General features: G+C 71.5%; 23 protein-coding genes and 1 riboswitch. Of the genes, 12 read left to right on the top strand and 11 right to left on the bottom strand.

What is annotated here, in order from left to right:
- Positions 1-31: 31 nt before the first annotated feature.
- Positions 32-1,417, top strand: a complete 1,386-nt coding sequence (locus ACFZCY_RS02750) for a serine hydrolase (RefSeq protein WP_391168836.1) — start codon at positions 32-34, stop codon at positions 1,415-1,417.
- A 78-nt stretch (positions 1,418-1,495) separates the two neighbouring features.
- Here ACFZCY_RS02750 and ACFZCY_RS02745 read toward each other — a convergent pair whose 3' ends face one another.
- The gene (locus tag ACFZCY_RS02745; RefSeq protein ID WP_361477297.1) at positions 1,496-1,951 is read right to left on the bottom strand and encodes a GNAT family N-acetyltransferase; all 456 of its coding nucleotides are present in this window, start codon (positions 1,949-1,951) and stop codon (positions 1,496-1,498) included.
- Positions 1,948-2,490 carry a DUF2269 domain-containing protein gene (locus tag ACFZCY_RS02740; RefSeq protein ID WP_391168834.1) on the bottom strand — a complete coding sequence of 181 codons (543 nt, stop codon included), beginning with the start codon at positions 2,488-2,490 and terminating at the stop codon, positions 1,948-1,950. The genes ACFZCY_RS02745 and ACFZCY_RS02740 overlap by 4 nt, the downstream gene beginning before the upstream one ends.
- Positions 2,491-2,603: 113 nt before the next feature.
- Here ACFZCY_RS02740 and ACFZCY_RS02735 point away from each other — a divergent pair, with 113 nt between their 5' ends.
- From ACFZCY_RS02735 to ACFZCY_RS02725, 3 genes are all read left to right on the top strand, one after another.
- Positions 2,604-3,236 (top strand): HAD-IB family phosphatase, encoded by a 633-nt coding sequence (locus ACFZCY_RS02735; protein WP_391168832.1) that lies wholly within the window; start codon positions 2,604-2,606, stop codon positions 3,234-3,236.
- 352 nt (positions 3,237-3,588) lie between these two features.
- Entirely contained in the window at positions 3,589-5,118 is a 1,530-nt protein-coding gene (locus ACFZCY_RS02730; RefSeq protein WP_391168830.1) for a globin domain-containing protein, read from the top strand.
- Between the two features lie 199 nt (positions 5,119-5,317).
- Positions 5,318-6,184, top strand: coding sequence for a pyridoxamine 5'-phosphate oxidase family protein (locus tag ACFZCY_RS02725; RefSeq protein ID WP_391169382.1), 867 nt, complete (start codon positions 5,318-5,320; stop codon positions 6,182-6,184).
- Here ACFZCY_RS02725 and ACFZCY_RS02720 read toward each other — a convergent pair whose 3' ends face one another.
- The 5 genes from ACFZCY_RS02720 to ACFZCY_RS02700 all read right to left on the bottom strand — a co-directional run bounded on the left by ACFZCY_RS02720 (position 6,185) and on the right by ACFZCY_RS02700 (position 10,011).
- A complete protein-coding gene (locus ACFZCY_RS02720) occupies positions 6,185-6,673 on the bottom strand; it encodes an NUDIX domain-containing protein (protein WP_055547116.1) in 489 nt (162 codons plus the stop codon).
- A 77-nt stretch (positions 6,674-6,750) separates the two neighbouring features.
- On the bottom strand, positions 6,751-7,647 hold the full coding sequence (locus tag ACFZCY_RS02715; protein WP_391168828.1) for a LysR family transcriptional regulator: 897 nt from the start codon (positions 7,645-7,647) through the stop codon (positions 6,751-6,753).
- A 241-nt stretch (positions 7,648-7,888) separates the two neighbouring features.
- A complete protein-coding gene (locus ACFZCY_RS02710; protein WP_391168826.1) occupies positions 7,889-9,022 on the bottom strand; it encodes a cystathionine gamma-lyase in 1,134 nt (377 codons plus the stop codon).
- On the bottom strand, positions 9,019-9,606 hold the full coding sequence (locus ACFZCY_RS02705; RefSeq protein ID WP_391168824.1) for a low molecular weight protein-tyrosine-phosphatase: 588 nt from the start codon (positions 9,604-9,606) through the stop codon (positions 9,019-9,021). Before ACFZCY_RS02705 ends, ACFZCY_RS02710 begins: the two co-directional genes overlap by 4 nt.
- Before the next feature lie 24 nt (positions 9,607-9,630).
- Positions 9,631-10,011: a phage holin family protein gene (locus ACFZCY_RS02700; RefSeq protein ID WP_055546013.1), complete on the bottom strand. Its 381-nt coding sequence runs from the start codon at positions 10,009-10,011 to the stop codon at positions 9,631-9,633.
- 66 nt (positions 10,012-10,077) lie between these two features.
- Between ACFZCY_RS02700 and ACFZCY_RS02695 the strand changes: the two genes are divergently transcribed.
- The 3 genes from ACFZCY_RS02695 (at position 10,078) to ACFZCY_RS02685 (ending at position 11,567) form a co-directional block, all read left to right on the top strand.
- Positions 10,078-10,395, top strand: a complete 318-nt coding sequence (locus tag ACFZCY_RS02695) for a cupin domain-containing protein (RefSeq protein WP_391168821.1) — start codon at positions 10,078-10,080, stop codon at positions 10,393-10,395.
- Between the two features lie 150 nt (positions 10,396-10,545).
- A complete protein-coding gene (locus ACFZCY_RS02690; RefSeq protein WP_391168819.1) occupies positions 10,546-10,761 on the top strand; it encodes a DUF5326 family protein in 216 nt (71 codons plus the stop codon).
- Between the two features lie 371 nt (positions 10,762-11,132).
- Positions 11,133-11,567 carry an SsgA family sporulation/cell division regulator gene (locus ACFZCY_RS02685; protein ID WP_361477264.1) on the top strand — a complete coding sequence of 145 codons (435 nt, stop codon included), beginning with the start codon at positions 11,133-11,135 and terminating at the stop codon, positions 11,565-11,567.
- A 6-nt stretch (positions 11,568-11,573) separates the two neighbouring features.
- Here ACFZCY_RS02685 and ACFZCY_RS02680 read toward each other — a convergent pair whose 3' ends face one another.
- On the bottom strand, positions 11,574-13,061 hold the full coding sequence (locus tag ACFZCY_RS02680; RefSeq protein ID WP_391168817.1) for a YibE/F family protein: 1,488 nt from the start codon (positions 13,059-13,061) through the stop codon (positions 11,574-11,576).
- 69 nt (positions 13,062-13,130) lie between these two features.
- A riboswitch (TPP riboswitch) is annotated at positions 13,131-13,247 on the top strand.
- On the opposite strand from ACFZCY_RS02680, the gene thiC reads away from it, so the two are divergent.
- Together thiC and ACFZCY_RS02670 are read left to right on the top strand one after the other, a co-directional pair.
- Positions 13,240-15,003: a phosphomethylpyrimidine synthase ThiC gene (gene thiC / locus ACFZCY_RS02675; protein ID WP_391168815.1), complete on the top strand. Its 1,764-nt coding sequence runs from the start codon at positions 13,240-13,242 to the stop codon at positions 15,001-15,003. (Overlaps the previous riboswitch by 8 nt.)
- Positions 15,004-15,119: 116 nt before the next feature.
- Entirely contained in the window at positions 15,120-15,647 is a 528-nt protein-coding gene (locus tag ACFZCY_RS02670; RefSeq protein ID WP_391168813.1) for a TIGR03086 family metal-binding protein, read from the top strand.
- Here the strand turns inward: ACFZCY_RS02670 and ACFZCY_RS02665 are convergent.
- The 3 genes from ACFZCY_RS02665 to ACFZCY_RS02655 all read right to left on the bottom strand — a co-directional run bounded on the left by ACFZCY_RS02665 (position 15,644) and on the right by ACFZCY_RS02655 (position 19,135).
- Complete coding sequence (locus tag ACFZCY_RS02665; protein WP_391168811.1) at positions 15,644-16,516, bottom strand: hypothetical protein; 873 nt, start codon at positions 16,514-16,516, stop codon at positions 15,644-15,646. The genes ACFZCY_RS02670 and ACFZCY_RS02665 overlap by 4 nt on opposite strands.
- A gap of 189 nt (positions 16,517-16,705) precedes the next feature.
- Complete coding sequence (locus ACFZCY_RS02660; RefSeq protein ID WP_391168809.1) at positions 16,706-17,803, bottom strand: metallophosphoesterase; 1,098 nt, start codon at positions 17,801-17,803, stop codon at positions 16,706-16,708.
- A 231-nt stretch (positions 17,804-18,034) separates the two neighbouring features.
- The gene (locus ACFZCY_RS02655) at positions 18,035-19,135 is read right to left on the bottom strand and encodes a substrate-binding domain-containing protein (RefSeq protein WP_391168807.1); all 1,101 of its coding nucleotides are present in this window, start codon (positions 19,133-19,135) and stop codon (positions 18,035-18,037) included.
- 405 nt (positions 19,136-19,540) lie between these two features.
- On the opposite strand from ACFZCY_RS02655, the gene hisC reads away from it, so the two are divergent.
- The 3 genes from hisC to cydB all read left to right on the top strand — a co-directional run bounded on the left by hisC (position 19,541) and on the right by cydB (position 23,509).
- A complete protein-coding gene (gene hisC, locus ACFZCY_RS02650) occupies positions 19,541-20,620 on the top strand; it encodes a histidinol-phosphate transaminase (protein WP_391168805.1) in 1,080 nt (359 codons plus the stop codon).
- A 274-nt stretch (positions 20,621-20,894) separates the two neighbouring features.
- Entirely contained in the window at positions 20,895-22,481 is a 1,587-nt protein-coding gene (locus tag ACFZCY_RS02645; protein WP_391168803.1) for a cytochrome ubiquinol oxidase subunit I, read from the top strand.
- Between the two features lie 26 nt (positions 22,482-22,507).
- On the top strand, positions 22,508-23,509 hold the full coding sequence (gene cydB / locus ACFZCY_RS02640; RefSeq protein ID WP_391168801.1) for a cytochrome d ubiquinol oxidase subunit II: 1,002 nt from the start codon (positions 22,508-22,510) through the stop codon (positions 23,507-23,509).
- The last annotated feature ends 30 nt before the right edge of the window (positions 23,510-23,539 follow it).

Below are 23,539 nucleotides of genomic sequence, written 5' to 3'. Positions count from 1 at the left end.
CGGCGCGGAATCCGGCCCGTAGGGTGCGGGCATGACCCCATCCGAGGATTGCGCGGAGCTGCTGCCCGCCACCCGCCGCGCCCTGCTCCACCGCGTCGCCGTCGGCCAGTCCGAGGGCCGGGCGCCCTCCCTGGTGGGGGCCGTGGTGCGGGAGGGGCGGCTGGTGTGGGCGGGGGCGCGGGGCGGTACGGACGGGCAGGTGCCCGACGCCGACACCCAGTACCGGATCGGTTCGCTGACCAAGACGTTCACCGCGGTGCTGGTGATGCGGCTGCGCGACGAGGGGCTGCTGGACCTCGGGGATCCGCTGACCAAGCATCTGGAGGCGCCCGAGGCGGAGGGCGCCACCGTCGCCCAGCTCCTCGCCCACACCTCGGGACTGGCCGCCGAGGCGCCCGGCCCGTGGTGGGAGCGCACACCGGGCGCACTGCGCCCCGAGACGGCGGATCTCTTCGGCGAGCGCCCCCTCGTCCACCCCGCCGGACGCCGCCACCACTACTCCAACACCGGCTTCGCCCTGCTCGGCGCGCTCGTCGAGCGGCTGCGCGGCGCGGCCTGGGGCGATGTCCTCGCCCGCGAGGTGCTGGAGCCGCTGGGGATGACGCGTACGTCCCCGGAGCCGCGCGCCCCGCACGCCGGGGGCTGGGCCGTCCATCCCTGGGCCGATGTGCTGCTGCCGGAGCCCGCCGAGGACACCGGGCGGATGGCGCCCGCCGGACAGCTGTGGTCGACCGCCGCCGACCTGGCCCGCTTCGCCGCCTTCCTGCTGGACGGGGACGAGCGGGTGCTCGGCGCCGCGACGCTCGCCGAGATGCGCAGGCCCGCCGCCCCGCCCGAGGGCCGGGACCGGGACGGCGGCTACGGCCTCGGGGTGCAGCTGGCACACCGCGAGGGCCGGTTCCTGTACGGCCATGTCGGCTCCATGCCCGGCTTCCTCGCCACCCTGTGGGTCAGCGAGGACGACCGGCTGGCCGGGATCGCGCTGGCCAACGTCACCTCGGGGCCGTCCGTCGCCTCCATCGCCGCCGACCTCGTACGGATCACCGCGGAGCACGAGCCGCGGATCCCCGCCCCCTGGCGGCCGCTGCCCGAGGCCGATCCGGAGCTGCTGGCGCTGACCGGGCCCTGGTACTGGGGGCCCACGCCCTTCCTGCTGCGGCTGCGCGCCGACCGCGGCCTGGAGCTGTCGCCGGTCGGCGGAGTGGGCCGCAGCTCGCGCTTCCGGGCCGAGCCGGACGGCACCTGGACCGGCCTCGACGGCTACTACGCGGGGGAGACGCTGCGCGTGGTCGCGGGGCGCGAGGACGGCGCGCCCGGCCATCTCGACCTCGGCACCTTCGTGTTGACGCGGGAGCCGTACGCCCCGGGGGACGCGGTGCCCGGGGGCGTCGACCCGGACGGCTGGCGTCCGCGATAGCCGTTCGCCGGGTGGCCCGTTGGCCGGGTGGCCCGTTCGGCGGGAGGCCGTTCGCCGGGGGCCGTTCGCCCGGTGTGGTCAGGCGAGCGGCAGCTTGAAGCCGATGTGGCTGGCCTCGAAGCCGAGCCGCTCGTAGAAGCGGTGGGCGTCGATGCGGGTCGCGTCCGAGGTGAGCTGCACCAGCGCACAGCCCTGGCGGCGCGACTCCTCGACCGCCCACGCGATCAGCTCGGTGCCCAGGCCGTTGCCGCGCTCGTCGGCGTGGATCCGTACGGCCTCGATGATCGAGCGCGTGGCGCCGCGCCGGGAGAGCCCGGGCACCACGGTGAGCTGGAGGGTGCCGACCGTACGCCCGTCCCGGACCGCGACGACCAGGTGCTGGTTCGGGTCCCGGTCCAGCCGCTCGAACGCGGCCCGGTACGGAGCCAGGTCCTCCGGCGACTCCCGCCGGGTGCCCAGGTGATCGTCGGCGAGCATGGCGACGATCGCGGATATGTCCTCGGCGGTCGCGCGCCGGATCTCGAAGTCGGTCACGCCCGCGAGCCTACGCGGCCGCTCCCGGCCCCGCGTAGGCGACCGTTCCCGCGCAGCCGCCGCCCTCGCGCCGTCATGCCCCACGGCTTGATCACCGAGATGGCGGTGAGGAAGACATAGACGCCCAGGCTGACCGACGGCGCCAGGACCAGATCCGTCGTGGCGCCGACCGCCCGGCCCGCCGAGACGTCGGCCATGGCCGCGTCGATCCGGGCGCGCAGCGCGAAGGCGGTGGCGGCGGTGGTCGCCAGCGTCAGCCAGAACTTCACGTACACCCAGCGGTGGCGGGCCAGGCCCCAGGGCGTGCCGAGGGAGAGCACCACTCCGCTGAGGAGGGAGAGCAGGCTGACCGGGATGAGCAGCCAGTCCCCGAGGACGTTCATCGACCGGTACGCCCCTTCGGCGGCCTCGGCCGACCCGGCCGTGGCCCCGGTGATGCCCAGGGCCAGCACGCCGAGCGTCAGTCCGAGCCAGCCGACGGAGACGACCACATGCACGACGAGGAGGGCCCGGCGCGCGGGCCGTTTCAGCTGTTGCATGCGCTCACCGTGACCCGCCCGGGCCGCCCGCCGCGTCTGACGGCGGGAGTATCCGCGGCTACTCCCGGAATCCAGGGATGTCCCGCGCAGGACACGCCCTACGCTCTGTCTCCATGACCAGACTGCATCTGTTCGATCTGGACGGGACGCTGATCCGTGGTTCGGCCGCGGCCATCGAGATATCGCGTCAGCTCGGTGTGGAGCGGGAGATCGGGGAGCTGGAGCGGGAGTTCGCGGCGGGCGGGCTGGCCCCGGCGCGGTTCGCCGAGCGGGCCTGTGCGCTGTGGGGGGAGCTGACGCAGGCGCAGGTGGCGGCGGCGTTCGAGGGGGCGCCCTGGCTGACGGGGATTCGGGAGGTGTGGGCGGACATCCGGGCGCGCGGTGAGCGGTGTGCCGTGATCTCGCTCTCGCCCGGGTTCTTCGTGGAGCGGCTGCTCGACTGGGGCGCGGACGCGGCGCACGGGTCGGCGTGGCCGTCGGTGCCGTTCCGGGAGCGGCTGGATCCCGCGGGCATTCTGGACCCGGCCGCTAAGGTGCGGATCGCGGATGAACTCTGTGGGAAGTTCGGGTTGACCAGGGCGGACTGCGTCGCCTACGGGGATTCGATGTCGGATGCCGAGCTGTTCGCGGTGGTGCCCTTCTCGGTTGCGGTGAACGCGGATCACCATGTGAGCGAAATCGCATCCGGCTGGTATCGCGGCAACGACCTCCGAGAGGCTTACGAAATAGCGGGTAACTGCACGTAACTACGGGTAATTACGCGAGTTGCCAGGTGTAACGGATGCGGCATCCATAGGGCTTGTGAATTCATCCGGGCCCGGTAGGGTCGGGGCAGTTCCGTCCCGGCAAAGCCGTGGCGGGACCACAACCGGGCAACCCGCTCCAACCAGCATATCGGGAACACAGCCCCTGTTACCCGGACTTCGGGCGAAGTTCTCGGGTGCGGAAGGAGCGTGGCATGCTGCCCGGATACAGAGTACTGAGCGGGCCGACAGGACCAATCTCACGTGAACCAGTCGACCAGAGCGGGGAATTGCGGGCACATTCCGCCAGCGGAAGTGCGAAGACCGACAGAAAGATGTTCGAGGCGAGGCAACCATGGACGCTCCGACCACCACATCGTCGGCCGGTAACGACGGCGGGGGAAACAGTGGCGACTGGGGTTGGTTCACCCCGAGCAGGAAACAGGCCGATGACCAGCCCCGTTCCCCCGAAACGGACGGCGCGTCCGAGGACCGGGCGGCCGGCCGCCGGGTGAGCCCGATACGCCCGGCCGGTACGGAGGCCGAGCGCCGCGCGGCGCCGCCCGTACCGGCCCCCGCCTCCCCCATCGCCCCCGCGTCCGCCGTGCCGCCCGCGTCCGCCGTGCCGCCCGCGTCCGCGGTGCCGCCCGAGGCGGGGCGCGAGGCCGGGCGCGAGGAGCATCAGCGCCCCGACGAGGCGCCGGCCCCGCACAGCGCGCGCCCGGCCGCCGAGTCCGTCTTCACCGCGCCGGAGACCGCCTCGCCCGACGCGATCCTGCTGCGCCGCACCATGGCCGAGATCGAGCCGGTGAGCGACAAGGTCACCTCGTACTTCTACGCGCTGCTCTTCGTCCAGCACCCCGAACTGCGGCCGCTCTTCCCGGCCGCCATGGACGCCCAGCGCGACCGGCTGTTCAAGGCGATCCTCACGGCCGCCCGGCTCATCGACGATCACGACATCCTCAGCGACTTCCTGTCCCGGCTCGGCCGCGGGCACCGCAAGTACGGCACTCAGCCCGAGCACTATCCGGCCGTCGGCGAGTGCCTGATCGCCGCGCTGACCCGGTACGCGACCAGCACCTGGAGCGACGAGGCCGAGGCGGCCTGGGTCCGGGCCTACACCTCGATCTCCCAGATCATGATCGACGCGGCGGCCGAGGACGAGCTGCGCGCGCCCGCGTGGTGGCAGGCCGAGGTCGTCGGGCACGAATCGCGCACGGCCGACATCGCCGTCATCACCGTCCGCCCGGACCAGCCGTACCCCTTCCTCGCGGGCCAGTACACCTCGGTGGAGACCCCCTGGTGGCCGCGGGTGTGGCGGCACTACTCCTTCGCCTCCGCGCCCCGCGCCGACGGGCTGCTGTCCTTCCACGTGAAGGCGATACCGGCCGGCTGGGTCTCCTCCGCGCTGGTGCACCGGGCCCGCCCCGGCGATGTGATCCGCCTCGGGCCGCCCGCCGGTTCGATGACGGTCGACCACGCGTCCGACAACGGGCTGCTGTGCCTGGGCGGCGGCACCGGTATCGCACCGATCAAGGCGCTGGTCGAGGACGTCGCCGAGCACGGCCGCCAGCGGGCGGTCGAGGTCTTCTACGGCGCCCGCAGCGACCACGACCTCTACGACATCGACACCATGCTGCGGCTCGCCCAGCGGCACCCCTGGCTCTCGGTCCGTCCGGTGGTCTCCGACGGTCCGACGAGCGGACTCAGCGGCAGACTTCCGGACGCCGTGCGGCAGTACGGCCCGTGGAACGCGTTCGACGCGTATCTCTCCGGCCCGCCCGGCATGATCCGCAGCGGTGTGGACGCCCTGATGGGCGTCGGCGTCCCGTCCCATCGCATCCGGCACGACTCCATCGAAGAGCTGATGGCGGCGGCGGAGTAGCGCGGGGCAGGGCGGCGGAGCGGTCAGGAAACGCGGCGGTAGACAGACGGCGATGTCAGAACGGGGACGAGGGACTGTGGACGACGTCGGGCACGAGAGGGCGGCCGCGCCGGCACCCGGCCACCGTGCGGAGCGCCTGGAGCGCGCGGACCGCGCGGACCGTCCGGGGAGCGACGGTGAGCACCTCCTCCAGCAGCGCCTGGGCACGGCCGACCGCGCCGACCGCTTCTACGACCAGCAGGTGCTGGACCACCTCAACGTCCGGATGCGGGAGTTCATCGCGCGCCAGGAGATGTTCTTCCTGGCCACCGCCGACCGGCACGGGGAGTGCGACAGTACCTTCCGGGCCGGACCGCCCGGCTTTCTGAGCGTGCTCGACGGACGCACCCTCGCCTATCCCGAATACCGGGGGAACGGTGTGCTGGCCAGCCTCGGCAACATCGAGGAGAACCCGCACGTCGGCATCCTGATGGTCGACTTCTTCCGCGACCGCATCGGACTGCACGTCAACGGCTGGGCCCGGGTGGTCCAGGACGACGAGATGCGCGCCCGCCACCCCGGCCTGCCGGTCGACCCGGTACCCGGCCGCCGCGCGGTCGTATGGGTCGAGGTGACCGTCGAGGAGGCGTACATCCACTGCGCCAAGCACATCCCCCATCTGCAGAAGGTGCCCACGCGGCGGCGCGCCCGCGCCGAGGACGGGCCGGCGACCGACCGGCCCCGTGACCCGCAGCAGGGCCGGGCCTGGGGGACGGACGACGCCAAGCGCAAGGGCGGCGACTTCTTCGGCGCCGCCGCGGAGGCGCGCGAGCGGCGCCGTACGCCCCCTGCCGAGCCTCCCGCCGAGCCCCCCGCCGCGCCGGCTGCCCCGGCACCGGCTGCCCAGACGCCCGCTCCCCAGACGCCCGCTCCCCAGGCCCCGGCTCCCACCGAGTGGGTCTCGGCGCCCGAGCTGCCGGCGGCGCGTCCCGAGGAGTGGCTGGAGGAGGCCGAGCGGGTGCTCGCCGACGCACGCCGACGGGCGGCCGAGAAGGGACCGCAGCCGTTCAGCGGCTGGTTCCGCTGATCAGCCGAGGTCGTCCGCGAGCAGTGCGCGCACGCCCTCGACGTTGGCGTCGAGATAGGCGCGCAGCGACGGCGGCACCATGCCGACGGAGGCGATCCCCTCCCGGGTGAACGGGATCCGCACCACCTCGTACTCCCCGCAGGGCTCCTCCACCTCCGGGCCGTGCCGCCGGCTGAGGTCCATCGAGGCGAGTCTGCAGACGAAGAAGTGCTGCACCTTGACCCCGTCCGGGGCGCCCCCCTCCGGGTGCGGAACGGTGTCGACGAAGGCGGGGACCACGTCCGTCACCTTCGCGCCCAGCTCCTCGTCCACCTCGCGGTGCAGGGCCTCGACGACGGTGCCGTCCTCGGGCTCCACACCGCCGCCGGGAGTGATCCAGTACGGCTGCTGACCGGGCTTGGTCCGCTTGATCAGGATCATGCGCGGGTCGGTGTCGCCGTCGAGCAGGATGGCGCGGGCGGTGCGTTTGACCACGGGTCGTTCGGTCATGCAGGACATCTGCCGCAGCCGTCCCCGGCTGAAACCCCATGCTCACCAGTGGACAGGGGTTCACCAGTGGACAGGGCTCACCAGTCGACGGCGGCGCGCAGCAGCCACTCGTGCGCCCGGGCGACATGCGGCACCGCGAGCCCACCGGTCCGCACCACCAGGAAGTAGGTGCGCAGCGGCGGCACCGGCGGGTTGAGCAGCGCCACCACCTCACCGGCGTCGAGCGCGTCCATGCACAGATAGCGCGGCAGCACGCCGAGCCCCGCGCCCTCCGCGACGCACGCCAGCACCGCCCGCAGATCGGGGGCGATGACCGTGCCGGAGGTGACCGGGCGGGCGTCGAAGACGGCCGACCAGTAGCGGCTGACCAGCGGCAGGCTCTCGTGGACCTCGACCACGGGCAGCGCCTCCAGCGCGCTCGCGCCCTTGACCTGGAGCACCGCGGAGCCGCCGAGCCGGGCCGCCCAGCGCGGGGACGCGATCAGCACGTGCTCCTCGTCGCACAGCGGGGTGGCGGCCAGCAGCCGCCCGCGCGGCCGGGCGGTGCTGATGGCCAGGTCGTGGTGGCCCGCCCCGAGCCCCTTGAACAGCTCCTCGGAGGCGCCGAAGGCGCACCGCAGCGCGAGCCCCTGGGTGACGAGCGTGGTGAGCGCGGGCAGCGCGCGCAGCGCGGTGAACTCCGGGGGACCGGCGAGGTGCAGGGTGCGCAGTGCGGAGTGGTCGTCAAGGCCGGCCTCGGTGATCTCCGCGAGCGCGTCGAGGTGCGGTGCGGTCTTGTGGGCCAGCTCCTCCCCGACGGTGGTGGGGATGACCCCGCGCGCCGTACGGAGGAACAGCGGCCGTCCCACCTGCCGCTCCAGGGTGCGGATCTGGCCGGTGACGGCGGGCTGGGAGAGGCCGAGCAGCGCGGCGGCACGGGTGAAGGACCCGGCGCGGTGCACCGTGACAAACGTGCGTAAGAGGGCCAGATCCATGCGGTTCCCCTCGCCTCGGCGCACCCCCGCCGCATGCCAACTATAAATATGCCGATAGGTTCATGTCGCTACTGTGATTGGACACTGACGCTGAGTCAACTAGCCTTGTTCAAGCGGTTCTCCACGAGAAGAACCGGGGCGTCTCAAGCCACGAGGGGGGAGGCTTGAGACGCCCGTCAGGCGTACCCGCGCGCACCCCGTACGGCGAGTTTCGGCCGCCTTCGCGCGCACTTGATCGCCTTCAGCCGCCGTCGCGCGCCGCGTCGAGCGCGCGCCGCACGTCCGCGATCAGATCGTCCGGATCCTCGGCGCCCACCGAGAAGCGGATGAAGCCCTCGGCCACCGCGTCGCCGCCCCACCGGCCGCGCCGCTCGGCGGTGGAGCGTACGCCGCCGAAGCTGGTGGCGTCGTCGACCAGCCGCAGCGCGGTGAGGAAGCGCTCCGCGTGCTCCTTGCCGGGCAGGGTGAAGGAGACCACACAGCCGAAGCGCCCGCCGCGCATCTGCCCGGCCGCGACCGGGTGCGCCGGATCGTCCGGCAGCCCGGGGTGGCGCAGGCCGGTGACCTCGGGCCGGTCGCGCAGCGCCTCGGCGAGCGCGAGGGCGGTCCTGGCCTGCCGGTCGACGCGCAGCGGGAGGGTGGCAAGGGAGCGGTGGGCGAGCCAGGCCTCCATGGGGCCGGCGATCGCGCCGACGGTCTTGCGCCAGTCCCGCACGGCGGCGGCCAGCCGCGGATCGCGGCAGGTGACGTAGCCGAGCAGGACGTCGCCGTGGCCGATGAGCGCCTTGGTGCCGCTGGCCACGGAGAAGTCCGCGCCCAGGTCCAGGGGGCGCTGGCCGATCGGGGTGGCGAGGGTGTTGTCGACGGCGACCAGCGCGCCGCGCGCATGCGCGGCCTCGGCGAGCGCGCGGATGTCGCACACGTCGAGCCCGGGGTTGGACGGGGTCTCCAGCCACAGCAGCCCGGTGGTGTCGTCCAGGGCCGCCAGCTGGGCGTCCCCGGCGGTCGGGGCGGTGCGCACCCGGACGCCGAAGCTCCGCAGCCGCTCGCCGAGCGCCGGGAGCAGCTGGTAGCCGTCGGACGGCAGGACGGCGGTGTCGCCCTTCCGCAGCTGGGACAGGAGGACGGCGGCGATCGCTCCCATGCCGGACGCGAAGACGACGGTCTCGGCGTCGGCGTCCGGGGACTCCAGCTCGCTGATCGCCCGCTCCAGCCGGGACCAGGTGGGGTTGGTGTCGCGGCCGTAGGTGAAGGGCCCGGTGGCGTCGCCGGGGAGGTGGTAGTGCGCGGCGAAGACGGGCCCGGGCAGCGCCGGTTCGTACGCCTCCGCCTCGGGCAGTCCGGCACGTACGGCCCGGGTGCCGTCGCCGGTCATACGCGCTCCTCGCCGGAAGCCGCGGACGCGTCGGACGCGTCGGACGCCGGAGACCCGACGCCCGCCCCCGTCCTGTCGCCGGCGTCGAGGGCCTCGGCGATCGCGTCCAGCAGTCCGCCGCTCGCGGCCTCGACCATCTCCAGGACCTCTTCGAAGTCGTCCGTCCCGCCGAAGTACGGGTCCGGTACGTCCAGACCGCCCGGCGCGTCCCGGTCGGCGTCCGGGTCGTAGTCGCGCAGCAGCCGCACCTTCGCGGCGTCCCGCGGGGTCGGCGCCAGGGCGCGCAGCTCCCGCAGATGGCCGCTGTCCAGCGCGATCACCAGATCGAGGTGATCGAACCACGCGGGCTGGAACTGCCGCGCGATGTGATCCTGCTCATAGCCGTGGTCGGTGAGCACGGCGATCGCGCGGCGGTCGGCCCCGTCGCCCTCGTGCCAGGGGCCGGTGCCCGCACTGTCCAGTTCGACGAGGCCGTCCCATCCGGCTTCCGCGGCATGGGCGCGGACGATGGATTCGGCCATCGGCGAGCGGCATATGTTGCCGGTGCAGACGAAGCAGACACGAAAAGGCGACGGGGCTCTCATACCTGTCATCATCCCCGGCCGCCGTCAGTCCTTGTCATCGGGAAGGACGACGTGCAGCGCCCAGGCGACTATGGAAACGATCAGGCCACCGAGGACGGCCGTTCCGAAGCCGTCGACATGGAAGCTGAGATCGAATTTCCCGGCCAGCCAGGACGTCAGCAGCAGCATCAGGGCATTGATCACCAGGGTGATCAGCCCGAGGGTGAGGATGAACAGCGGAAATGCCAGCAGTTTGACGATCGGCTTCACCACCACGTTCACCACGCCGAAGAGCAGGGCGACGAGAATGAGGGTGATCGTCTTACGTCCGGTGTTCTCACCGGTCAGCGTGATGTCCTTGAGCAGCCAGATGGCGACGCCGAGGGCGCCGGCGTTGGCGAGCGTCTTGACGAGCAAATTCTTCATGGTTGAGATCGTCGCAGACAGGCCCGACGACGGGCAGGGGCAGTGCAGGCAGGGGTGGAGAGGCGAATGAAGGCGTTCCGGCTGGACGAGCTGGAGGCGGAGCGGGCCGCGAACGAAGGCGCGTATCTGCAGTTCCTGCGCGAGCGGAACATGTCGGTCGGGCTGTACGCGCTGGACGCGGGCCAGACCGATCCGCAGGCGCCGCACGGCCAGGACGAGGTGTACCTGGTGATGAGCGGCCGGGCGTCGATCACGGTCGGCATGGAGACGACGCAGGTGGCGCGCGGCAGTGTGGTGTACGTACCGGCGGGTGTGGCGCACAAGTTCCACCACATCACCGAGGACCTGCGGGTCATGGTGGTGTTCTCTCCCCCGGAAAGCTGACGGGAGCGCTCCGCATCCCCTACGGGTACGGTCAGGGACGGACGGGGGATGGAAGCTCTCCGTCCGCTTCCTGCCCGCCCTAGCATCGAGGGCAGGGGGACCGGAGCCGTGAGGCCGTCCCCGCCAGCCAGGACGAAGCAAGGAGCGCACGTGGCCGCGAAGGGGATATTCCAGGGCTTGCCGTGGTGGGTGACATGGATCGCAGTGCCGGTTCTCGTCCTCGCCGTCTTCGGCGGGCTGATCACGAGCGTGGTCGGCTTCGTGATCGGCCTGCTCTTCAAGGCGCTGCTGCTGGTGGCGCTGGTCGGCGGTCTGATCTACGTCGTACGGAAGTTCACCTCGTCCTCGTCGCGCAACGACTGGTGAGCCGCCGCCGGTGACCCCGCGACCTCGCGCGGCGGGTACGCCGCGCGAGGGATACCGCGGAGCCAAACATCGGCCCCACGGCACCACTGTGGTTAGAGTGCGAGTCCGCGACGTTCCCCATCTCGGCGTCTGCCTCGCAACAACACCCCGGGGGTGCCTGTTGACGACAGCGAACATCGACACGGCCGCTGGACCGGCCCTGATCGCCCGCGCACCGGGCCGGCGTCGCCCGGCCCCGTGGGTTCCACCACGGCAACACTGGCCATTTCCGTTCCCTCACATGGGGCAAAGCGACTCCGCCCCGCAGTCGAGTCGCTACGCTCCAGAGTCGGCCAAGTCTGAACTACCCGGGGCGGCGAACGATGCGTGACATGCGTGACACAGTCCAGGCGGAAGTGACGATGACCTTTCTGGTCTCGCAGGAACTGTCCTTCCGGATCCCGGTCGAGCTGTCGTACGACAGCGGCGACCCCTACGCGGTCGAGATCACCTTCCACTTGCCCGGCGACGCGCCGGTGAGCTGGGCCTTCGCCCGTGAGCTGCTGCTGGACGGGCTCAGCAAACCCTCCGGCGAGGGCGATGTGCGGATCGCGCCGGCCGCGCCCGAAGGGCTCTCGGACGTGTTCATCAGACTGCAGGTGGGGTCCGAGAGAGCGCTGTTCCGGGCCGGGGCGGCGCCGCTGGTGGCCTTCCTGGACCGTACGGACCGGCTCGTCCCGTTCGGCGAGGAGCCCGCGGCCTGCGATCCGGTCGGCGACCTCGACGCCGAACTGGACCGCATCCTGGCCGAGGACCGCTTCGCGTAGCGCCGGTCAGCGTGCGCGCGCCCGGCGGCGCCGCCCGCGCCCCCGTCCGCCCCCGCTCGCCGCCCCCTTGTTCGCAGCGTTCCCGCTCGCCGCACTCCCGCCCGCCGCACTCCCGCTCGGCGCGCCCCCGCCCGCCCCGCCGCCGTCCGGCGCGTGGTCCGCGGAGACCACCAGCACGGCCAGCGCCGTGGTCACCGGCACCGAGGCGACCAGCCCGATGCTGCCCACCAGCGTGCGGACGATCTCCTCCGCGACGATCTCGCTCGTGGCCACCGTTCCCACCCCGCTGTCCGCGATCGAGAAGAGGAGCAGCAGCGGAAGCGAGGCGCCCGCGTACGCCAGCACCAGGGTGTTCACGACGGACGCGATGTGGTCCCGCCCGATGCGCATCGCGGCCGCGTAGAGCTTGCGGCGGCTCGTCGTGGGGTCCGCCTCCCGCAGCTCCCACACCGCCGAGGTCTGGGTGACCGTCACATCGTCCAGCACCCCCAGCGAACCGATGATCACCCCTGCCAGCAGCAGTCCCTTGATCTCGATGCCCGGATAGAGGCCGTGCACCAGACCGGTCTGGTCGTCGGTGTTGCCGGTCAGCGCCGCCCAGCCGATGAACAGCGAGCCGAGCACCCCGATCAGCAGCAGCGAGACCAGGGTGCCGAGCACGGCGACCGAGGTCCGGGCGCTCAGCCCATGGCACATGTAGAGCGCGAGCAGCATGATCGCGCTGCCCCCGATGACCGCGACCACCAGCGGATTGGAGCCCTGCAGTATCGCCGGGAGGATGAACAGCGTCAGCACCCCGAAGCTGATGGCCAGCGCCACCAGCGCGAAGACGCCGCGCAGCCGGCCGACGGCCACGACCACGAGCGCGAACAGCCCGGCGAGCAGCGCCATCGGGAACGAGCGGTCCACGTCCGAGACCGAGTACTGGAGGTTCTTCGGCGCCTTGGGCGCGTAACTCAGCTTCAGCTCCTGCCCGGCGCTGAACTTCCGTGAGGCGTTCGGCTGGACGATCTCGGGGAACGTACGGCCCTTGTCCTTGCCCGAGGTGACCTCGATGGTGGCCCGCTCGCAGACGCTCTTCCCGCCGCCGGTGGCCCCGCCGCCGCTTCCGCCGGTCGCGCCGCCGCCCGTCCCGCCGCCGGGCGCCGGGGCGCCGCCCTGCTGACCCGGCTCGGTGGGTGCCTGCGGCTGCGCGTTGACGTCGGCGCAGTCGACCTCCTCCACCTTCACCACCCGTCCGGCGGCCGTCTCCTGGTCGAAGCCGAGCCCGCTGCGGCCGTGCGTGGTGTGCTCGGGGCTGCCCGGCCACAGCGCGACCAGCCCGGCGAGGACGGCGACGGCGAAGGGGATGAGCACCACCGCGATGACCTTGCGGAGGCGTGCGGAGACGGGGGCGGCCGGGCCGTGCGCATGGGCATGGCTGTGGCCGTGGGAGTGGGCCTGGCCGGGCACGTGGGGCTGCTCGGGCGGATGGTCCTGCTGTGTCGCGGTCACCGTCGCATCATCGCAAGAGAGCGAGGCCCCCTGTTCAGGGATGCGGGGAAACCGTTAGCGTGGGGGCACCTTTGCAATCGCGGGAGCTCGGAGCACCGGGCTGAGAGGGCGCTGACGCGACAGCTGCGCCGACCGCTGAACCTGTTACCGGGTAATGCCGGCGTAGGGAGTGGGTCTCATGACTCAGCAGGATGCACACATGCGCGAAAACGCCGGCGATTTCGGCTGGCACAAGGGATATGTCACGGGTTCCCGCCCGGACATCCAGGTCCCGGTGCGTCGCGTGCACCTCACCAATGGCCAGGACGTGACGCTGTACGACACCTCCGGCCCGTACACCGACCCCCACATCGACACCGACGTCCGCCGTGGCCTCGCGCCGCTGCGGCAGAACTGGATCATCGCCCGCGGCGACACCGAGGAGTACTCCGGCCGCCCGGCCAGGCCGGAGGACGACGGGGTCAAACACACCTCGCCCCGCGGCGGCCTGCGCAACCTCGACGCGGTCTTCCCCGGACGGCCGCGCCAGCCCCGCCGGTCCCGTGACGGCGCCGCCGTCACCCAACTCGCGTACGCCCGCCGGGGCGAGGTCACCGCGGAGATGGAGTACGTGGCGCTCCGCGAGAACGTCTCCCCCGAGGTGGTCCGCGAGGAGATCGCGGCGGGCCGGGCCGTACTGCCCGCCAACGTCAACCACCCGGAGATCGAGCCGATGATCATCGGCAAGCGGTTCCTGGTGAAGGTCAACGCCAACATCGGCAACTCCGCCGTCACCTCGTCCATCGAGGAAGAGGTCGAGAAGATGACCTGGGCGACCCGCTGGGGCGCCGACACGGTCATGGACCTCTCGACCGGCCGCAACATCCACACCACCCGCGAGTGGGTGCTGCGCAACTCCCCGGTGCCGATCGGCACCGTGCCGCTCTACCAGGCGCTGGAGAAGGTCGACGGCAAGGCCGAGGAGCTGACCTGGGAGGTCTACAAGGACACCGTCATCGAACAGGCCGAGCAGGGCGTCGACTACATGACGGTGCACGCGGGCGTGCGGCTGCCGTACGTCCCCCTGACCGCCCGCCGCAAGACCGGCATCGTCTCCCGCGGCGGCTCGATCATGGCCGCCTGGTGCCTGGCCCACCATCAGGAGTCGTTCCTCTACACCCACTTCGAGGAGCTGTGCGAGATCCTCGCGGCGTACGACGTCACCTACTCGCTCGGTGACGGACTGCGCCCCGGATCCATCGCCGACGCCAACGACGAGGCCCAGTTCGCGGAGCTGCGCACGCTCGGCGAACTCAACCGGACCGCCAAGGAGCACGGCGTCCAGACCATGATCGAGGGACCGGGCCATGTCCCGATGCACAAGATCAAGGAGAACGTCGACCTCCAGCAGGAGATCTGCGAGGAGGCCCCCTTCTACACCCTGGGCCCCCTCACCACGGATGTCGCGCCCGCCTACGACCACATCACCTCGGGCATCGGCGCCGCGATGATCGCTTGGTGGGGCACGGCGATGCTCTGCTATGTCACCCCCAAGGAGCACCTGGGGCTGCCGGACCGCGACGACGTGAAGACCGGCGTGATCACCTACAAGATCGCCGCCCACGCCGCCGATCTGGCCAAGGGCCGCCCCGACGCCCAGGCCTGGGACGACGCGCTCTCCGACGCGCGCTTCGAGTTCCGCTGGGAGGACCAGTTCAACCTGGCCCTCGACCCGGACACGGCGCGCTCGTTCCACGACGAGACGCTTCCGGCGGAGCCCGCGAAGACGGCGCACTTCTGCTCCATGTGCGGGCCCAAGTTCTGCTCCATGAAGATCAGCCACGACATCCGGCGCGAGCACGGCGACGCGATGGACGAGGCGGAGGCGGAGGCCGGGATGGCGGAGAAGTCCCGCGAGTTCGCCGCCGCGGGCAACCGGGTCTATCTGCCGATCGCCGACTGACCCCGACCGGCCGGCCGGAGACCCGGGCCCGCCGCCGTGACCCCTCGTCGCGGCGGCGGGCCCGTGCTTGGGTGGGCTGTCACTGAAACACCCGTACGAGCCCTCCGGAGCAGCCCATGGACAACCTGCGCGCACTGCGTATCGCCAACGAAGCCTTCGCCGCACACCTTGACGGCATCGGGGACGACGAATGGGCGCTGGCCACTCCGTGCAGTGAGTGGACGGTGCGGGAGCTGGTGGGGCACGTCCTCCTGGGGCATGCGCATCTGGTGTCCGTCCTGACGGGCGGCCAGGTCACCCCCGGAGCCGGGGACACCTTCGCGGAGTGGGCCGCGCGGGCGGAGCGGGCCGCCGGGTTACCGGGGGTGGCCGAGCGGGCCGTGCGGAATCCGGTCGTCGGCGAGCTGAGCGGGGAGGCGGCGGTGCGGATCCGGTGGAGCGACGTCTATCTGCACGCCTGGGACCTGGCGCGGGCGCGGGGCGCGGAGTTCACGCCGGATCAGGAGCTGACCGAGGCGGCGCTGGAGTGGCTGGTCCCGGCGGGGCCGGGGCTCAGTGCCACGGGGGCGTTCGCGGCCGGCACCGACCCGGGGGCCGGGGCCGATCCGTTCACGCGGGTGCTGGCGCTCACCGGGAGGGGCTAGTCCGGTTGGTTCTCCGGGCCGCCGTACTCGGGGCTGGTGTAGTCCGGGCTGCTGTAGCGGGGGCGGGCCCTGGGGCCCTCGTCGTCGGTGCTGAAGCCCGGGCGGCTGTAACCGAGGTGGGGGGTGCGGCCCGCCGCCTCGGAGTGCCCGGGGACGTAGGCCGAGGACGAACGCGTCGGCGCGGTCCAGGGCGCGGGGGCCGACGGGTTGCTCAGCGCCTCGCGCAGAAAGGGCAGCACGCCCCGCTCCAACAGGGCCTGCCGCCATGCCTCTCTGGCGCGGTCCACCTCTTCCAGCTGCTCGGCCAGGGCCTCGCCGCGGATCGCGCTGGAGCCGTTGCGCAGGGCGGTGATGAGGAGGCCGACGGCGGCGAGCAGGATGCCCGCGGCGGTGAGCGTGGCGAAGAACCAGCCCGCGGTGATCATCGGCTGGGCGATGGAGGGGGCGGGATCCAGGACGTGCAGCACATAACCGACGAGCAGGAAGATGATCGCGGCGGTCCCGGCGAGCACCGGGGCCAGGACGGCGAGCATGGGGACCAGCCCCGCGCCGGAGGCGTCCAGGACGGCGCCGGTGAGCCCGGCGGAGTGCGCGTGCTCGCCGTCGTCCTCCGGGCCCTGGGCCATCGGCCTCGGTGGGGCGGGCTCGCGCAGCTTGGTGCGGGCGAGGACGTAATCCTGGTATTCGGCGGCCGCGCACGCGGTGATGGCGGCCGAGGCGCTGAGCGCCATGGTGCGCAGCTGCTCGGCGGTGAGCCGCTGTCCTATGCCCTTCAGGTCCGGTCGGTGGTCCGCGGTACGCAGCACCTCGTCGAGAACCCGCTCGAACTCCGGGCGGTCTTCGGCGAACAGGTGCGGAGCGCTTTTCATGGTGCATCCCCCGATACTCCGTAGGGCCTCGGTGCCGGCTTTCACCGGGCGGTCGGGCGGAAACGGAGGAGAGCCTGCGACGGATAAACCGATGGTAGAGCCGATCCGGCGCGAGGTGACAGCAAGTTTCGTGATTTGCTCAACCCCGGTGGCGCCGTCCGGCCTTTCCCATGGGCGTCCGTATCACCCTCAGGTGTCGAGCGGCAGTTGTACGACCAGCAGTTTCCCGGCCATGGTGACGCCGCCGTCCATCGCGACCGCCAGATTGTCCGCGTAGACGTGCGGGCCCTCGACCGCGGGCGCGCCATCGTCCTCGCCGTCCTCCGAGCCGACTTCGCCCAGCAGATACGGGATCGGGCTGTGGCCGTGGACGATGCGCTCCCCACCGTAGGTGCCGAGCAATTCGCGCACGGCCGTCGGCCCGGCGTCCTCGTCGCGGAACGCGAAGCGCTTGGTGAATTTGCGGAACAGGTCCCAGCACTCGTCCGCGTCACTGCGCTGCAGCGTCTCGGTGACGGTGTCGTTGACGGCCTCGATCGAGTCGCCGTACTCCAGATAGGCGGTGGTGTCGGAGTGCACGAGCAGATGCCCGTCCTCCTCGGCCATCGCGTCCAGCCGTGACATCCACTGGAGGTGATGGTCCTCCAGCCGCTCCATGTCGGTGCGCTGGCCGCCGTTGAGCAGCCAGGCGGCCTGGAAGGAGGCGGTGCCCGCCCCGGAGTTGACGGGGGTGTCGCCGAACCGCTTGGCGCCGATGAGGAGCAGTTCGTGATTGCCCATCAGCGCCTTGCAGTAGCCGCCCGCGGCGGCGGCCTCGGCGGAGAGCTGCATCACCAGGTCGATGACGCCGATGCCGTCCGGGCCGCGGTCGGTGAAGTCGCCGAGGAACCACAGCCGGGCGTTCCCGGCCGCCCAGCTGCCCTTGTCGTCGATCAGGCCCTGGGCGGCGAGCGCCTGGCGCAGCTCGTCGTGGTAGCCGTGGACGTCGCCCACGACGTAGAGCGGGCCGGGTCCTTCGCCGTCGGCGAGCGGGTCGGCGTCGGGGTCGGTGACCGAGGTGAGGGCGATCGTCGGGCGGTCCTGCGGGGGCACCAGCCGGGTGTCGGCGATGGTGTGCCCCGGGCCCACGACCGGCAGCTTCTCGGTCGGGGTGTACCCGTCCGGCAGGGGCGCGGGCGCGGGTGCGGGAGGCACCGGGCCGGGCGGCGTGGACGCCCCGTACGCGGGCACGGGCGGCACCGCCGCCATGGTCCCTGCCGTGGCTTCCAGACCGGCCCCCTGAGTCATCGACCCCTCCACCATCGCGCCGCCGTGCCACCTTGTGGACCTTGCCTGGTCGACGGCGGTCCGCGGTGTCGTCCGCCCATCATAGGAATGACCGTGAGGGCTTGTGACGCACCAGGGTGCCGTCAATCGGTACTCGGTCTCGCTTGGACGGTCTTTTATCCCGGATTGGCCTGGTAGGGGAAGCCCAAGGGGCTCAGGTCCTTCTCGGGTCATCCTTGAGTCGCTCTCAGATCATCCTCCGGCGCGGCTGCGCGGCGGGCTGACGGTCGTACGCGGCGGACGGCGCTGGGACGACGTCCGCACGATCAGTTCGGTGGGTATCACCTGCTCGACGGGGCGGTCGCTGTCGAGCCCCTCGATGGCGTCGATGAGCAACTGGACCACGGCGGTGCCGATCCGGCGCGGTTTGAGCGAGAGCGTCGTGATGGGCGGTTCGGTGGTCCGGTAGACCGTGGACTCGCTGCAGCACACCAGCAGCAGGTCCTCCGGGACGCGCAGCCCGTAGCGGCGGGCGGCGGCGAGCAGATCGGTGCCGTTGGGGTCGAAGAGCCCGTAGACCGCGTCGGGGCGGTCGGGGCGGGCGAGCAGCCGGTCGGCGGCGACGGCCCCGGCACAGGGGTCGTGGGCCGGGTACGCCTCGTAGACCGGGTCCTGGCCCACCCGCTCGCACCAGTGCAGATACGCCTCGGTCGACAGCCGGGTGTAGGTGTCGGTGGTGGTGCCGGTGAGCAGTCCGATGCGGCGGGCGCCGGCCTCGGCGAGGTGGTCCAGGAGGCCGAGCACGGCCGCCTCGTGGTCGTTGTCGACCCAGGCGGTCACGGGGAGGGTGCCGGCCGGGCGGCCGTCGCTGACCACGGGGAGGCCCTGGCGGAGCAGTTCGGTGACCACCGGATCGTGGTCGGACGGGTCGACCACGATGGTGCCGTCGAGAGCGACGTTGGACCACACGTCGTGGCGTGAGGTGGCCGGGAGGATGACGAGGGCGTAGCCGCGGGCCAGCGCGGCGGAGGTCGCGGCTCGCGCCATCTCGGCGAAGTAGGCGAACTCGGTGAAGGTGAAAGGTTCATCCCCGTACGTGGTCACGGTCAGGCCGATGAGGCCGGACTTGCCGGTACGGAGGGTACGGGCCGCGGCGGACGGGCGATAGCCCAGCCGCTCGGCGACCTCGCGGACGTGGCGGCGGGTGGCATCCGGGAGCCGTCCCTTGCCGTTGAGCGCGTCGGAGACGGTCGTGATCGAGACCCCGGCGGCGGCGGCCACGTCCCGGATGCCCGCCCTGCCTAACCGGCGGCCGGCCGACCGGCTCACCTGGTGCTTCCCTGCTGCTGTCATGGCCAGCCGATAGTAGGGCCCGAGTGCCCGGTCTGCGCGATTCCGCCATCGGTATTCGGAAGGCACGTTTCTGCATGAGCGCTCCGGTCAATTCCCTTGGAATGGAAGCCAGTTGGGGTGCCGGGGAGGGGTCTGGTCGCCTCTGGCATATCCATGCCTGGCGATTGTTCGATGTCTCGAAGAGGTCTCAACTCACCTGCACGAGGGATGCGCGCCACGGCGCTCGCCACCGGCGCGCGCGGTTGAGCGGGGCGCTCCCCCCGGCGGGTACGCGGGCGCCTCCGGCGGATACGCGGGCGTCCCGGGGCGGGTACGCGGGGCGGGGCAATCCTCATAAGGTGTGCAGTATTGCCGTGTGCGAAGCCTGCGCACGGAGCCGTAGGGAAGGGCCGAGGAGGACTGCCGGTGAGTGAGAAGAGCCCCAAGCTGCGCGCCGCGCTGGACGGGATTCCTACGTACAAGCCCGGTAAGCCGGCTGCCGGGGACGGCCCCCGGTCCTTCAAGCTGTCCTCCAACGAGAACCCGTATCCGCCGCTGGCCGGGGTGCTGGAGACGGTCGCGAACAGCGCCGCGTCCTTCAACCGCTACCCCGACCTCGCCTGCACCGCGCTGATCGCCGAGCTGGCGAGCCGGTTCGACGTACCGCTGGAGCACCTGGCCACCGGGACCGGTTCGGTCGGGCTGGCTCAGCAGATCGTCCAGTCGACGGCCGGGCCGGGCGACGAGGTGATCTACGCCTGGCGGTCCTTCGAGGCATATCCGATCATCACTCAGATCGCGGGCGCGACCTCGGTGCGGGTCCCGCTGACCGACGCGGAGGTCCACGACCTGGACGCGATGGCGGACGCGATCACCGACCGCACCCGGCTGATTTTCGTCTGTAACCCCAACAATCCGACCAGCACCGTGGTGCGCCGGGCGGAGCTGGAGCGGTTCCTGGACCGGGTGCCGTCCGATGTGCTGGTGGTGCTGGACGAGGCGTACATCGAGTTCATCCGGGATGATCAGGTCCCCAATGGCATCGACCTCTACCGCGAGCGGCCGAACGTCTGCGTCCTGCGCACCTTCTCCAAGGCGTACGGCCTGGCCGGGCTGCGGGTCGGCTTCGCGATCGCCCATGAGCCGGTCGCCGCGGCGCTGCGGAAGACCGCGGTTCCCTTCGGTGTCAGCCAGCTCGCCCAGGACGCCGCGGTCGCCTCGCTGCACAGCGAGGACGCGCTGCGCGAGCGGGTGGAGGCGCTGGTGACCGAGCGGGCGCGGGTGGCCGGGGCGCTGACCGGGCAGGGCTGGACGGTGCCGGAGGCGCACGCGAACTTCGTCTGGCTGCGGCTGGGGGAGCGTACGGCCGACTTCGCGGCGGCGTGCGAGGCGGCGGGCGTGGTCGTGCGGCCGTTCCCGGGCGAGGGGACGCGCGTGACGATCGGCGAGCGGGAGGCGAACGATCTCTTCCTGCGGGCCGCCGAGGAGTTCCGCAAGGAGCTGTGAGCGCGGTGCCCGGGCGCTGCTGACGCTGTCCTGTCAAGAGACTGGTCAGGAGACTGGCCGAGGGGCTGGTCAGGGAGCTGATCGGCCCGCCGGTCAAGGGGCCGGGCGGGCTCTCCCTGAACCCCGAAGGATACCCAAGCCTGTCCCATTCGCCCCCTCCCACCCCCAGGTGGGAGGGGGCGAAGGCGTGTGCGTATCATTGCTTGTGAATGTGAATACGTTCACAAGCTCGCCTCGGGGGAGCAGCACAGCAAGACCGTAAGGAGAGATTCACGTGGAGCTGGCTCTGGCGCCGGAGACGCTGGCGCGATGGCAGTTCGGGATCACCACCGTCTACCACTTCCTCTTCGTTCCCCTGACGATCTCTCTCGCGGCGATCACCGCCGGGCTGGAAACCGCCTGGGTCCGCACGGGCAAGGAGAAGTACTTCCACGCCACCAAGTTCTGGGGCAAGCTCTTCCTGATCAACATCGCGATGGGCGTCGTCACCGGCATCGTCCAGGAGTTCCAGTTCGGCATGAACTGGTCCGACTACTCGCGCTTCGTCGGAGACGTCTTCGGGGCCCCGCTCGCGATGGAGGCGCTGCTCGCCTTCTTCTTCGAGTCGACCTTCATCGGCCTGTGGATCTTCGGCTGGGACAAGCTGCCGAAGAAGATCCACTGCGCCTGCATCTGGATCGTCTCGCTCGGCACCGTCCTGTCGTCGTACTTCATCCTCGCCGCCAACTCCTGGATGCAGCACCCGACCGGCTACGCCATCGACAAGGCCACCGGGAAGGCCCGGCTGACCGACATCTGGGCGGTGCTGACCCAGGACACCACCCTGGTCGTGGTCTTCCACACCCTCACCGCCGCCTTCCTCACCGGTGGTGCCTTCGTCGTCGGCATCGCCTCCCTGCACCTGTGGCGGGCCAAGCGCAAGCAGCTCCGCGGCGAGGAACCGGGGACGAAGGAGAAGAAGCAGATCGGGGCGATGCGGGCCAGCCTGCGGGTCGGTCTGATCGTGGCCGTCATCGCCGGGCTGGGCACGGCGATCAGCGGTGACTCGCTCGGCAAGGTGATGTTCGAGCAGCAGCCGATGAAGATGGCCTCGGCGGAGGCGCTGTGGGACACCCAGGCGCCCGCGCCCTTCTCCGTCTTCGCGGTGGGCGACGTCAGCGAGGGGCACAACAGCGTCGAGCTGGAGGTCCCGGCGGCGCTGTCCTTCCTCGCGCACAGCAACTTCACCGACGCCGTCCCCGGCATCAACGACGTCGCCCAGAAGGAGGCCGCCGCCTACGGCGGTGAGCCCCGGGACTACATCCCCAGCATCTTCATGACCTTCTGGGGCTTCCGGCTGATGATCGGCTTCGGCATGACCTCGTTCGCCGCCGGAGTCATCGGGCTGTGGACGACCCGGAAGAAGCGCTGGCTCGACCCCGCCTTCCGCACCGCCGAGGACGAGGTCCCCCGGCTCATGCTCACCAGGACGCGCGAGATGAGCCCGCTGCTGACCCGGTGGTCCTGGCGGATCGGGATCCTCACCATGGGTTTCCCGCTGATCGCCAACTCCTTCGGCTGGATCTTCACCGAGATGGGCCGCCAGCCCTGGGCGGTGTACGGGCTGATGAAGACCTCCGACGCGGTCTCCCCCGGGGTGAGCCAGACCGAGGTCCTCATCTCGCTCGGCGTCTTCACGCTGCTGTACGGCGTGCTCGCCGTGATCGAGGTGCGGCTGCTGGCCAAGTACGCCAAGGCCGGGCCGGACACCGACGAGAAGCCGCCCGCCGAGGACCCCAAGCTGCGGCTGCCCTCGGGCGGCCCGGGCGGCGGGTCCGCCGCGGAGGACGACGCCGACAAGCCGCTGACCTTCGCGTACTGAGCGCGTACTGACGGCCGGAGAGACTCATGCACCTTCACGACTTCTGGTTCCTGCTGATCGCCTTCCTGTGGACCGGCTACTTCTTCCTCGAGGGCTTCGACTTCGGCATCGGCGTGCTGACCAAGCTGCTCGCCCGGGACCGCACCGAGCGCCGTGTGCTGATCAACACCATCGGGCCGGTGTGGGACGGCAACGAGGTCTGGCTGATCACGGCCGCCGGTGCCACCTTCGCCGCCTTCCCCGACTGGTACGCGACCCTCTTCAGCGGCTTCTATCTGCCGCTGCTGGCCATCCTGGTCTGTCTGATCCTGCGCGGCGTCGCCTTCGAGTACCGGCACAAGCGCGCCGAGGACCGCTGGCAGCGCAACTGGGAGCACACGATCTTCTGGTGCTCGCTGCTCCCCGCGTTCCTGTGGGGCGCGATCTTCGCCAACCTGGTGCACGGGGTGCCGATCGGCCCGGACAAGAACTACGTGGGCGGCCTGGGCGACCTGATCACCCCGTACGCCCTGCTCGGCGGACTCGTCACACTGCTGCTGTTCACCTTCCACGGCGCGGTCTTCGCCGCGCTCAAGACGGCCGGGGACATCCGGGCGCGGTCGCGCCGGTACGCGGCCTGGCTCGGCCCCGTCGCGGCCGTCGCCGCGCTGCCGTTCCTGGGCTGGACCCAGGCCGACAGCGGCAACGGGCGCAGCCTGGTCGCGGTGGCCGTCGTGGTGGCGGCGCTGGCCGCGGCCCTGGTGATGAACGCGCGGGGGCGCGAGGGCTGGGCGTTCGGCCTGTCCGGGGTGGCCATCGCGGCATCGGTCGCGATGCTCTTCCTGGCGCTCTTCCCGGACGTCATGCCCTCGTCGCTGGATCCGAAGTGGAGCCTGACGGCGGCGAACGCGGCCGCCAGCGCCTATCCGCTGAAGATCATGACGTGGGTCGGGGTCATCATGATGCCGCTGATCATGGCCTACCAGGCGTGGACGTACTGGGTCTTCCGCAAGCGCATCGGCACCCAGCACATCCCCGCCGCGCACTGACGCACTCGATGCTTCAGGTGGTGTGTTTCA

Origin of the sequence: Streptomyces sp. NPDC007983 (genome assembly GCF_042958345.1) — a bacterium.
Classification (GTDB): domain Bacteria; phylum Actinomycetota; class Actinomycetes; order Streptomycetales; family Streptomycetaceae; genus Streptomyces.
Note: the sequence above shows the minus strand (reverse complement) of the source record. Positions and strands in the feature narration are given on the sequence as shown.